Genomic DNA, 11867 nt, shown 5'->3' with positions numbered 1-11867 from the left:
GCTTGACCTTGTTGTGTTCGACGGCGGCGACCTGACTCTTGTCGATGAAGGGGTGTCGAGGGTCGAGGGCGTCGTCCTCGACCAGATTGATGCGGTCGCCATCGACATTCTTCACGATGCCGACATGCTGGTCGTTGGCATCGACGACTTCCATGTGCTCACAGATATCCATCATCTCTCTCCTGGTTGAGCACGACCCAACGTCCCAACGCAGGCGTGGTTCCGCGCTTGGCGGTGGACGCGGGAGCGGCGCGAGATGGACGCAGCTCACGCGCACGGCAAGTCGTGTGGTCCCGGCGCTCCTATGCAGGCGCCAAGCCGGCGGAAGCACTTGCGCCGATCACGGCGGCAAACAAGCGATGATCACCGAGGAGAGGGCGAAGTAACCGCGAACGTCATCGCATCAAGGCGCTTCCGCCGTAATCTGGCGCAAGAATTCCGGCACCTGCGCATCTCCCTCTGGCGGCGCCCATTCGGCGAATTCCGACGGCCTGTAAGGGCCGGGCTTCACTTCCATGATGGCCGTGCCGGGTTCGATCACGACAAAGCCGTGCCAGGCGCCCGCGGGGATTTGCACCACGGGAGCCTGCGGGCTCACTTCGGAGCGGCCGATGATGTGGCCGTCCGAGCTGAACCTCAGAAGCTGCCCGCGACCGCGCAGCAGGGTCAGCATCTCCCATTGCTCCGGATGATGATGTGGTCTCACATACGTCCCGCACTGCATCACGATCAGCAGACGCTGGACCTGATCGTCATGGCCGGCGTGCAACAGCAGGTGAACTCGCTTGCGTTCGCTCGCGGCGGCGTGGCGAGCCATTTCGCTCATAGTTTCGTGACCTACGATACAAAACTCGGCTTCATTGCTTGTCATTTAGAAACTCGCCTGCATTTAGGCCACCATTCTAGCAAAGATTTGGGATGGGAACCCATAGGATTTCCCCGGGTTGACCATATATCCGTCGTAAGGAGCACATCATGACGCAGGCGTCGAATCTCATCAGCCCGGTTGATGCGGCATACACGGAGCATCGTGAAGCCGAACAGCGCCACCGCGAGACGCGCGAATGGTTGATGCAGCGCGAGCGCGAACTCGGCTTCATCAAGGATGCGCCCCCAGTCGCCCCGGGAACGAAATCGCAGAAGTGACAAATAAGGCCGCCTTGGCGACCTTTCTGTTTTTGAACGGCGGGCATGACGCCCTATCCGGCCGCGCCTATCGCCACCGTGCCAATGGCGTCGAGGCGCATGCGCCGGAGAGCTTGTTCCGGTTTTTCGATCCGTGATATGAACGCGCTGCATTAACCGATGGCGCAGTCACTTTGTCGCACCTTGCAAACAGCACGCCGGCGCGTCCCTGATCATGCGGATCGTGCACGTTATTTCCAACCTTGGCATTGGTGGTGCCGAGCTCAGCCTATGCGCTCTGGTCGAGCAGACCCAAGGCAAAGAGATCGATCACGTCGTCATTTCATTGCTGCCCAACGGGGCGTTGCGGCCGCGCCTGGAACTGGCTGGCGCGCGCGTCATCGAGCTTGCAGGTCAACGGGGTCTGGCCGGTGCCCTGCTGCTGCCTGGCCTCGGCGGCCATATTGCAAGCGCAAAGCCGGACATCGTCCATTCCTGGATGTACCATTCCAATATCGCAGCGATCGCGTTGAGGGAACTTCGCTATTTCAGCTGCCCATTGATCTGGTCGATCCGCCAGGGTCTTGACAATCCGACGCTCGACAGCGGACTGACTCGCGCGTTGATTTGGCTCGGTGCAAGGCTATCAGCCCATCCCGAGGTCGTCGTGTACAATTCGGACGATGCTGCGCGGACCCATGAGGCGATCGGGTATGCGGCCGGCCGTCGCCTGATCATCTACAATGGCGTCGATTGCCATCGCTTCAAGCCGCAGCCCGATGCCCGCTCGGCGCTTCGCGCGCAATTGGACCTCGCACCGGGCACCATTCTCATCGGTCGGGTCGCGCGCTATTCTCCGATGAAGGATTTCGACACGCTTTTGGGGGCCTTTCGGAAAGCCCTGAACACGCTGCCGTTCGCGCGTCTGCTGCTGGTCGGAACCGACATCAGCCAAGCCAACCAGCAACTCGTCGCCCTGTGCCGCCGGCATGGCTGCCTCGATCAGGTTCTTTTCATGGGGCCGCGGCTGGACATCGAGCAGGTCTACCCGGCGCTCGATCTGCTGGTGTCCTCCTCGAGCGCCAACGAAGGATTTCCCAATGTCGTCGCCGAGGCCCTTGCGAGCGGCACCCTGGTCGCGTCGACGTCGAGCGGCCAGAGCGATCTGATCCATGGCGGCGCGCATCGCGTCGTCCCGCCCCGCAACGAGGACGCCTTGTGCGAAGCGATGGTGGACCTGGCAGGGCTTGCTCTGACAGCGCTTGGCGCCGAGGAGATCAAGCAGCTATCCGGGCAGGGTCGACGTTTCGTCGAGGCCAATTTCTCGATCGATGCCTTCGCACAGACGCACCTTCTTTTGTATCAGGATTTGCTTGGGCGGTCCGCGGTGGCGCCGCACTGTCTTGATGCAAAGACGCTTGCCCGGGACGGCGACGAGGTCAGGAATTAGAAGTCTAGCAGTCCCATCGCTCGCGCCATGCCTCGAACATCAGCACGTCCCACAACAGATATTGCCAGTTGCGCCGCCCCGCCAAATGCTCCTGCCAGCGGCCGCGAACAAGTCCTGCATCGATCAGGCCGCTGCCATCGATTCGCGAGAGCAGGCTCTCCGCCCATTCGCGCAGCGGCCCTTTCAGCCAGTCGCCGAGCGGAATGCCGAAGCCCATCTTGGGCCGCTCGATCAGTTGTCGTGGCACGTGGCGGTAGAGCACCTGGCGCGCGAGCCATTTGGTGGTGCCGCCGCGTATCCTGGCCGAGTGCGGCAGCCGCCAAGCCAGCTCGATGACGCGATGGTCCAACAGCGGCACGCGCGCTTCCAGCGCGACCGCCATGCTGGCGCGGTCGACTTTCGTCAGAATGTCGTCCGGCAAATAGGTGACGAGATCGAGGTATTGCATCCGGTCTAGCAGATGAGGAAAATCGCCGCTGACCGAGGCATCCCACAAAGGTCCTCGCGGCTCGCTCCCACCGGGTACGACTTCGTCAGGCTCCCAGTGGCTCACAAGGCGACGGTAGATGTCATCGGCATCCTGCGACTTCAACACCTTGGCCGCCTTGTGGAGCTTGTCGCCGAGCAGCGGCGGCAGCAAATTCCGCGGCAATGCCCGTCCCAGCCGGTCCCAATTGTCGGTGCTGACCGCCGTAATGCCGGCAGCCACCGTTTCCCGGACCGCTTGCGGCATCGGCGACAGCGCCCGCTGGAAGCGGGAGGCGACCTGATAGCGGTTATAGCCTGCGAACAGTTCATCGCCGCCATCGCCGGACAAAGCCACCGTGACGTATTTCCGCGTCATCGCCGAAACCAGATAGGTCGGGATCTGAGACGAATCGGCGAACGGCTCGTCATACATTTCGGCGAGCCGTGGAATCGCGTCCATTGCCTCGCGCGCGGTCACCGTCAACTCCGTGTGCTCGGTGCCGAGGTGTCGTGCAATCACGGATGCATAGGGCGCCTCGTTGTAATCCAGGTCTTCGAAGCCAATCGAGAAGGTCTTCACGGGTCCGGCGTTCGCAGCTTTCATCAGGGCGACGACGAGAGAGGAATCGACGCCGCCAGACAGGAAGGCGCCGAGCGGGACGTCGGCCATCATCCTTTTGCCGACCGCATCGGTCAGCAACGCCTCCATGCGATCGGTCAGTGCGGCATCATCTTCGTGCAGCGGATTTTGCAGGCCGCTGACCGCAACATTCCTCGCATCCCAGAATTTTTCGAACCGGGGCTCGCCGCTGAAGGGAAGCGTCAGAATCGTTCCGGGCTCGAGTTTCCAGACGCCCTCATAGATCGTGTGGGGCGCAGGGACATAGCCATGCCGCATGAAGGCCGCGACCGCGCCGGGCTTGATGCGCGGTATCCAGCCCGGGTGTTCGCGCAACGCCTTCAGTTCCGAGCCGAACATGAAGAGATCCGCGAACTTCGCCCAGTAGACCGGCTTGATCCCGACGCGGTCGCGGACGAGGGTCAAGGTTCGCTCCTGCCTGTCCCAGACGGCGAGCGCGAACATGCCGATCAATCTCTTGGCCGTCGCGCTCATGCCATGCTGGGCAATCGATTCCAGAATAACCTCGGTGTCCGAGTGACCGCGAAATCGAACACCTTTGGCTTCGAGTTGGGCGCGAATTTCTAGATGGCTGTAGACCTCGCCGTTGTAGGTGATGACAAAGCGTCCGTTTGCGGACGTCATTGGCTGATGGCCGGCCGGAGAAAGATCGACGACGGCGAGCCTGCGGTGGATGAGCGCTGCGCCGGCTTCCGGATCGATCCAGACGTCATGCCCATCCGGTCCCCGGTGTGCGAGACTGACATCCATCGCGCGCGCGATCTTCTCGATCTGATCAAGGGACGCTCGATGTGCCGAATCGGCGACGAAGCCAGCGATGCCGCACATTGTCAGGTCGTTTTTCTGTTGGAGGAGATAGACCGGCCTGCAGGATAACGCATGGTCACCTAGAACTTTGATGTCGCCGTGAGGATGATGGTCCGAGAGGCCGAATTGGTCGGTTGTGTTCGCCTAGCTTTGAAGTTTGTCGCGTAAGGCAGCCTCCAACCCTCGGCGATCATGCCATAGCTCCGGGGCAGGTTGGCAACGAAAATGAAGGCCGGCAGGATGAGGGCGGAAACTCCGGCAACGCTCAGTGTCCGCCCTTGCAGTCCCCGGAGTTGGGTGGCTAAACAGTCGGCAGAACGGCGTCAATGATGTCCGAAGAGCTTGGGATCGTTTATGTCACATGGCCGCAAGATCGCCGTCATTGGGCTGGGTTATGTCGGGTTGCCCGTCGCCACGGCTTTCGCGCGTGCCGGCGCTGCCGTGGTGGCCTTCGATATCGATCCGACGCGCATCCGGGAGTTGAGAGAGGGGAAAGACCGGACGCGGGAGGTCGAATCCTCGGACCTCGGATTCCCTTCTCTGAGCTTGACAAACGACGCGGCAGCGCTTCGCGATGCCAATTTTTTCATCGTGACTGTTCCGACTCCAATCGATGCGGCGCGCAGGCCGGATCTCAGTGCGATGCACGAGGCGTCGCGCCTCGTCGGCGCCGCGCTTGGGCGGGGCGACATCGTGGTCTACGAATCGACGGTCTACCCGGGGGCCGTTGAAGAGGAATGTCTTCCGATTCTGGAGAAAGTCTCCGGATTGAGAGGAGGCTCGGAATTTCATATTGGATATTCGCCCGAACGCATCAATCCCGGCGACAGGCAGCACCGGTTCGAGACCATCACCAAGGTGGTGTCGGCGCAGGACGCCAGCACGCTCGACATCATTGCCGTGGTCTACGGATCGGTGGTCACCGCCGGCATTCATCGCGCGCCCTCGATCAAGGTCGCCGAAGCCGCCAAAGTCATCGAGAACACCCAGCGCGATCTCAACATCGCATTCATGAACGAGCTGTCTCTGATCTTTCAGGCACTCGATATCGATACCGGCGACGTGCTGGCGGCGGCGCGGACAAAATGGAATTTCATGCCGTTCCAGCCGGGACTGGTCGGCGGTCACTGCATTGGCGTCGATCCCTATTACCTGACCTATCGCGCCGAAAGGGCCGGCTACCATCCGGAGGTCATCTTGGCCGGCCGGCGCATCAATGACGGCATGGGGCAGCGCGTCGCGCGCGAATGCGTACGCGGACTGCTGCGCCGGAAGACGCAAGGCGGAGTCGTCACCGTTCTCGGGCTGACCTTCAAGGAGGATGTCCCGGACATGCGGAACTCCCGCGTCATCGATATCATTCGGGAGCTGCAGTCGTTCGGCCTGGCAGTGCAGGTGCACGACCCTATGGCGGACGCCGCCGACGCGAGCCGCGAATATGGCCTGACCCTGCTGGAGCTCGACGCGCTCGAGCCCGCGGATGCTGTCATTCTGGCCGTCGCCCATGAGGTCTATGTCGACGGCGGCTGGCCGCTGGCCCAACGCCTGTTGCGTGACGGAACGGGCCTTGTGCTCGATGTGAAGATGCGGCTTGATCGCGGCTCGCGGCCTGCCGGTATCGAGCTTTGGCGGCTCTGAGGATCGATCGAAAAGATGCCGAACGAAATCATACTGGTCACCGGAGCTGCGGGCTTCATTGGATTTCATGTCGTCCAGCGCCTGCTGTCTGCCGGCCGCGCTGTGGTCGGCCTGGACATCGTCAACGAGTACTACGATCCAGCACTGAAAGAGGCGCGCCTGGACATCCTGAAACGCGATCCCGGGTTCAGCTTTGCGAAGCTCGACCTGACGGACCGGGCGGCGATCAAGGCGCTGTTCGTGCAGCATCGCTTTCCAGCCGTCATTCATCTCGCAGCCCAGGCGGGCGTCCGCTATTCACTCGAAAACCCTCACGCCTACGTCGATTCAAATCTCGAGGGCTTTATCAACGTGCTGGAGGGATGCCGCCACAATGGATGCAGCCACCTGCTGTTTGCGTCGTCGTCCTCGGTGTACGGCGCCAACACCAAGCTGCCGTTCTCCGTGCACGACAATGTCGATCATCCGATCAGCCTCTACGCCGCATCCAAGAAGGCCAATGAGCTGATGGCGCATTCCTACAGCCATCTCTATCGCCTTCCCGCGACCGGCCTGCGGTTTTTCACGGTCTATGGCCCCTGGGGGCGTCCGGACATGGCGATGTTCATCTTCGCCAAAGCCATCCTCGCAGGATTGCCGGTCAGGCTGTTCAACCACGGCAAAATGCGGCGCGATTTTACCTATGTCGACGATGTCAGCCAGGCGGTGGTTCGTCTCATCGACCGTCCGCCGGCCGGCCGGACGGACTGGGATGCGAGCCGGCCCGACCCCGCCACCAGCCGGGCGCCCTGGCAAATTTACAATATCGGCAATAATCGCCCGGAAGATTTGACATATGTGGTAGCGCTTCTGGAGAAGGAATTGGGCAAGCCGGCGATCAAGGAAATGCTGCCGATGCAGTCGGGCGACGTCGAGGCGACCTATGCCGATGTCTCCGATCTCGAACGTGACATCGGCTTCCGACCGTCGACGTCGATCGAGGACGGTATTGCCCGCTTTGCGCAATGGTATCGTGAGTTTCATGGGTTGTAGCAGCAGGTCACGATGAGCAGACGAATCATTCCCCTGATCATGTGCGGCGGGGCCGGGACAAGGCTGTGGCCGGCTTCGCGCGAGGTCCGTCCGAAACAGTTCCTGTCGTTGTTCGGGGCGCGCTCGACATTTCAGGACACGCTGACTCGCGTTTCGGATTCATCCTTGTTCGAACGTCCCATCATCATCACCAACGTGGCCTACCGCTTCATGGTGCAGGAACAGCTTGCCGAGATCAACGCCGAGGCCGACGTCCTGCTGGAGCCGATGCGGCGCGATTCGGGTCCCGCGATCGCTGCCGGCGCTGCCTTCGCGCAAACGCGCGATGAGGCCGCCGTGGTGCTCGCGCTCGCCGCCGATCATGTCGTCGGCGATACCGCGGCTTTCGTCGCGGCTTGCCGCCAGGGGCTGGTTGCGGCGGAAGCGGGGCGCATCGTGACGTTCGGCATCAAGCCGGAGCGCGCGGCGACCGAATACGGCTATATCAACCCGGGCGATGTCGTGTCCGGTGAGGTCCGGGCAGTGGCGAAATTCGTCGAGAAACCGGACCAGGCCAAGGCGACCGAATACATCATGGCCGGCTATCTCTGGAACAGCGGCAACTTCATGTTCCGCGCCTCCGTCCTGCTCGACGAGTACCGCAACGTCGATGCAGCCAGCGTGCAGGCGGTTAGCGATGCCGTGACCAGAGCGGGGCGCGATCTCGGGTTCATCACGCTCGATCCGGAGGCATTCGGGTCGGCCAAGCCGATCTCGATCGACTATGCGGTGATGGAGAAAACCGCCCGCGCAGCGGTGGTGCCGGTCTCCTGCGGCTGGTCCGACGTCGGGTCCTGGTATGCCGTTTGGGAATTGTCCGTCAAGGATGCGCAGGGCAATGCCGCGCAGGGCACCGCGGTGTTCGAGGATTCCCGCAACTGCAATGTCGCGACCGACAGGGCGCTGGTGGCGCTGGAAGGCGTCGATGATCTGGTTGTGGTCGCAACGCAGGACGCGGTGCTGGTATCACGGCAGAAGGATGCCAACGGGCTGAAGCGGCTGTTTGCAAAAGTGAAGAAGGTAGCCCCTCAGGTCGCCGAAGAACACCTCAGGGTGCATCGCCCCTGGGGCAGCTACCAGTCGGTCGACAATGGCGAACGGCACCAAGTCAAGCGTATCGTGGTCAAGCCGGGCCAGCGGCTCTCGCTGCAAAGGCATTATCACCGCTCCGAGCACTGGATCGTGGTGCGCGGCGCGGCGCGCGTCACAGTCAACGAGGCGGTCAAGACCGTGCATGAGAACGAATCGATCTATATCCCGATCGGCGCCGTGCACCGGCTGGAAAACCCGGGCAAGATCCTGCTGGAGCTGATCGAGGTCCAGACCGGCAGCTATCTCGGCGAGGACGATATCATCCGGATCGAGGACGACTACCGGCGCAGTTGAGGCACCTGAACAGGCTTACCCGCGAGAGCGACTATTCACCTGTCTCCGGCCCGGGGGACTGCAGCAGACGGCGAGCAACTGGTCTCGAATCAGCGCAACTATGTTAGATTCTCCGGGCAATTTCCGGAGAACCGCACTTGCAAAGCACCATCGGCTCCCGCGCCTTTCAGAACGCGAGACTGCAGAAGAAATCCAGGAAGCAGGCCGAGGCTCTGCTGCTGACCGCGGTCGCGGCCTATCGCCAGGGCAGACATTCCGAAGTTCAGACGCTGTGCCGGCAAATCCTGAAGGACTTGCCCGAGCATTTTGACGCGTTGCGTCTGCTTGGAGTTTCCGAGCTGGATTGCTGCCATTACGAACAGGCGGAACGGTTTCTGGCGCTGGCGGTGTGCGTCGAGCCGCGCTCGGCGGAAACGCTTTCCAACCTGGGCTTGGCGCTGTTCCACCAGAAGCGCTATGGCGAGGCCCGTGGAGTCCTGGAGAGGGCGGTCGCGCTCGATCCGAACTCTCCGACTGCGCTGACCAATCTCGGCAACGCGCTGATGCGGTCGGCTCAGCCCGAAGAGGCGGTCGCTGCGCACGACCGGGCGATCCGTGCCAAGCCCGACTACGGCGACGCCTATTGCAACCGCGGCATGGCCCTGTTGGTGCTCGATCGGCTGCAGGAGGCGGTGCAGAATTTCGATCGCGCCCTGTCGTTGCAGCCGCGCCATCTGCAGGCCGCGGTCGGCAAGGGCATGGTGAGTCTCAACCTTCGACACTTCGAGGCGGCGCACCGCGCCTTCGACGCGGCCCTTGCGATCAAGCCGGACATGGCCGAGGTCCTGGCGCATCGCGGCCGGCTCCATCTGCAACTGGGCCAATTCAGCCTGGCGCACGCCGATTACGACGCAGCTCTCAAGCTCGATCCCGCGCTGGAAACTGCCTGGCGCGGCAAGGCCCAATTGAGCCTTCTTACCGGCAACGTGGCGCAGTCGATCCTGGCCTGCAACAAGGTGCTCGAGCAAAATCCGCGCTCGGAGATCGCCATCACGCTATTGGGGGCCTGCCACTTCCAACAGGGAGACACCGCGACGGCGATCGACCTCTTCGACCAGGCCCTGGCCATCAAGCCTGACTATGACGATGCCATCATGAAGAAGATCTTCGGGCTTGATTTCATGCCGGACGCCGATTTTGCGGTGCAGCAGGCGGTGCGGAGAGAATGGTGGGACAGGATCGGCATCAAGGTCCCGCGCGTGCAATTGCGACACTCCAGTCGGGATCCAGACAAGCGGATTGTCGTCGGCTACGTCTCTTCCGATTTCAGGGGCCACTCGGCCGCACTCGCGTTCCTGCCGGTGCTGCGCCACCATGACCGAAGCGCGTTCGAGGTCGTTTGCTATTCCTGTTCTCCGATCCGCGACACGATGACGGATCAAGCCCGCTCAGTGGCCGACATTTGGGTCAGCGATGCTTGGCAGCTCTCGGATGAGGAGCTTGCGGACCGGATCCAGTCCGATCGTGTCGACATCCTTGTCGACCTCTCGGGTCATTCGGCCGGCAACCGGCTCACCATTTTCGCCCGCAAGCCCGCGCCCATCCAGGTTTCGGCGTGGGGAAATCCGACCGGGACGGGTCTTCCGACCATCGATTATGTGTTGGCTGATTCGGTCTTCATACCGGAATCGGCGCGGCACTTGTTCGTTGAACGCATCTACGATTTGCCGTGCTTTCTCATGATGGAGCGACCGTCGGGCCTGCAACCGTCGGCTCTGCCAATGCTCCGAAACAAGCACGTTACGTTTGGCGTCTTCAATAGGATCGACAAGATCTCCGACGGCGCATTGGCGCTATGGTCGAAGCTGCTGCAGGCGATTGCCGGATCGCGAATCGTAATCAAGCACGGCGCGCTCGACGATCCGTTCCTGCGTGACGGTTTGATCGGCCGTTTTGTGACTCACGGCGTTGCTCAGGAGAGCGTCACCTGTATCGGGGCGACGCCGCGCCCCGACCATCTCGCGGCTTTCGCAAACATCGATATCTCTCTCGATCCGTTTCCGCAAAATGGCGGCGTCAGCAGTTGGGAATCGCTCTACGCTGGAGTCCCCGTTGTGACCAAATTGGGCAACGCGCCTTCGGCGCGCTCCGCGGCCGCGATCCTGAACGGCATCGGTCTGGACGACTGGGTCGCCGACGACGATGACGGCTATCTCGCGATCGCGCAGAAATATGCGTCGATGCCCTCGCATTTGGAGAAGCTGCGGGCGGAATTGCCCGCCAGGATCGCGAGCTCCCCAGCGGGAAATATCGAGATCTATACGCGCAGGGTCGAGGCCGGTTATCGGCAATTCTGGCGCGACTATTGCCTCTCGAATCCCGCGTAGGCAGTTTCGACACGATGTCTTACCGGACCCATGCCATGACCAGCGAGACCAGCGACATGGCAGGGCGAGTTCAACGCGGTCCGGGCGCGAAAGCGGATCGCCGGTCGCGCAGAGATTGACGAAGCATCTCACCCCGATGCCGACGTATTGAAACCGCACAATATTCTGCCACTATTGTCGTCCCAAAATCCGGCCGCCAGCGGCCAGACTTCAAATTCAGCTTGTCGGTCTCCCCCTGGGTTGCTTTGATTTCGATGGTGCCATAGGGAAGACCATGCGTCATGCTTCGACCGCAAGGCGTTGAAGGGGGTGCGGACGCTGCTCTGTCTGCGATCGAATGCTTATATCTGGAGCGCGTGAGCGCGTTGAAAGCTGCGCCATGACCCGTCTGGATCTCCTCGAAGCCGAGTCCATCTATGCGATCCGCGAGGCTTACGCGAAGCTGTCGCCGCTCGGCATGCTGTGGTCGATCGGAAAGGACAGCAATGCGGTGCTCTGGATGATCCGCAAGGCCTTCTTCGGTCGCGTGCCGTTTCCGATGCTGCTGCTGGATACCGGAAACGAACTGCCCGAGGTCTATGCGTTCCGCGATCGCTACGTGAAAGAGTGGGGGCTCGACTACATCAATGTCGAATGCCCCCCGGTGGAGGCGACCGATCCGACCTTGCCGCCCGGCGCCCGCTCGGCTGCCCGCAAGACCCTTGGCCTGAAACGGACCCTCGAACAACATGGATTTCAAGGGATCATTCTCGGCATCCGCCGCGACGAGCAGGCAGTACGCGCCAAGGAGCGCATCTTCAGCCCCCGCGACGGCAGCGGCGATTGGGATGTTCGCGACCAGCCTCCGGAATTCTGGAACCAGTACACGACCGACATCCTGCCAGGATCGCATGTCCGCGTACATCCGATCCTGTAC

Annotated in this window: 11 protein-coding genes; 8 read left to right on the top strand and 3 right to left on the bottom strand. The window is 61.9% G+C overall.

The features are described 5' to 3' along the window. Together WCB02_RS24745 and WCB02_RS24740 are read right to left on the bottom strand one after the other, a co-directional pair. Positions 1 to 154: DUF2171 domain-containing protein (locus tag WCB02_RS24745; protein WP_423962299.1), on the bottom strand; the 154-nt coding region annotated here is incomplete at its 3' end. A 249-nt stretch (positions 155 to 403) separates the two neighbouring features. Then, entirely contained in the window at positions 404 to 871 is a 468-nt protein-coding gene (locus WCB02_RS24740) for a WbuC family cupin fold metalloprotein (RefSeq protein WP_423962297.1), read from the bottom strand. Positions 872 to 975: 104 nt separating this feature from the next. On the opposite strand from WCB02_RS24740, the gene WCB02_RS24735 reads away from it, so the two are divergent. The 3 genes from WCB02_RS24735 (at position 976) to WCB02_RS24725 (ending at position 2575) form a co-directional block, all read left to right on the top strand. After that, the gene (locus WCB02_RS24735; RefSeq protein WP_423962295.1) at positions 976 to 1146 is read left to right on the top strand and encodes a hypothetical protein; all 171 of its coding nucleotides are present in this window, start codon (positions 976 to 978) and stop codon (positions 1144 to 1146) included. Continuing rightward, positions 1143 to 1283 (top strand): hypothetical protein, encoded by a 141-nt coding sequence (locus WCB02_RS24730; protein WP_423962293.1) that lies wholly within the window; start codon positions 1143 to 1145, stop codon positions 1281 to 1283. The genes WCB02_RS24735 and WCB02_RS24730 overlap by 4 nt, the downstream gene beginning before the upstream one ends. 86 nt (positions 1284 to 1369) lie before the next feature. Beyond that, positions 1370 to 2575: a glycosyltransferase gene (locus WCB02_RS24725; RefSeq protein ID WP_423962292.1), complete on the top strand. Its 1206-nt coding sequence runs from the start codon at positions 1370 to 1372 to the stop codon at positions 2573 to 2575. Positions 2576 to 2579: 4 nt separating this feature from the next. On the opposite strand, the gene asnB is transcribed toward WCB02_RS24725, so the two are convergent. Beyond that, entirely contained in the window at positions 2580 to 4511 is a 1932-nt protein-coding gene (gene asnB / locus WCB02_RS24720) for an asparagine synthase (glutamine-hydrolyzing) (protein ID WP_423962291.1), read from the bottom strand. Between the two features lie 333 nt (positions 4512 to 4844). On the opposite strand from asnB, the gene WCB02_RS24715 reads away from it, so the two are divergent. The 5 genes from WCB02_RS24715 to cysD form a co-directional block, all read left to right on the top strand. Continuing rightward, the gene (locus WCB02_RS24715; protein WP_423962290.1) at positions 4845 to 6128 is read left to right on the top strand and encodes a nucleotide sugar dehydrogenase; all 1284 of its coding nucleotides are present in this window, start codon (positions 4845 to 4847) and stop codon (positions 6126 to 6128) included. A gap of 15 nt (positions 6129 to 6143) precedes the next feature. Then, complete coding sequence (locus tag WCB02_RS24710; protein WP_423962289.1) at positions 6144 to 7160, top strand: NAD-dependent epimerase; 1017 nt, start codon at positions 6144 to 6146, stop codon at positions 7158 to 7160. Between the two features lie 12 nt (positions 7161 to 7172). Further along, a complete protein-coding gene (locus tag WCB02_RS24705) occupies positions 7173 to 8585 on the top strand; it encodes a mannose-1-phosphate guanylyltransferase/mannose-6-phosphate isomerase (RefSeq protein ID WP_423962287.1) in 1413 nt (470 codons plus the stop codon). 137 nt (positions 8586 to 8722) lie between these two features. After that, entirely contained in the window at positions 8723 to 10951 is a 2229-nt protein-coding gene (locus WCB02_RS24700; protein WP_423962285.1) for a tetratricopeptide repeat protein, read from the top strand. A gap of 379 nt (positions 10952 to 11330) precedes the next feature. Beyond that, a partial coding sequence (gene cysD, locus WCB02_RS24695) for a sulfate adenylyltransferase subunit CysD (protein ID WP_423962283.1) occupies positions 11331 to 11867 on the top strand: 537 nt, incomplete at its 3' end.

Origin of the sequence: Bradyrhizobium sp. (assembly GCF_049581145.1) — a bacterium.
Lineage (GTDB): Bacteria > Pseudomonadota > Alphaproteobacteria > Rhizobiales > Xanthobacteraceae > Bradyrhizobium.
This window is presented reverse-complemented; position numbering and strand designations above follow the sequence as displayed.

Coding starts and splice junctions, on each gene's coding strand:
- WCB02_RS24715 (WP_423962290.1), top strand. CDS start 4,845: ATGTCACATGGCCGCAAGATCGCCGTCATTGGGCTGGGTTATGTCGGG.
- WCB02_RS24740 (WP_423962297.1), bottom strand. CDS start 871: ATGACAAGCAATGAAGCCGAGTTTTGTATCGTAGGTCACGAAACTATG.
- WCB02_RS24705 (WP_423962287.1), top strand. CDS start 7,173: ATGAGCAGACGAATCATTCCCCTGATCATGTGCGGCGGGGCCGGGACA.
- WCB02_RS24735 (WP_423962295.1), top strand. CDS start 976: ATGACGCAGGCGTCGAATCTCATCAGCCCGGTTGATGCGGCATACACG.
- WCB02_RS24710 (WP_423962289.1), top strand. CDS start 6,144: ATGCCGAACGAAATCATACTGGTCACCGGAGCTGCGGGCTTCATTGGA.
- asnB (WP_423962291.1), bottom strand. CDS start 4,511: ATGTGCGGCATCGCTGGCTTCGTCGCCGATTCGGCACATCGAGCGTCC.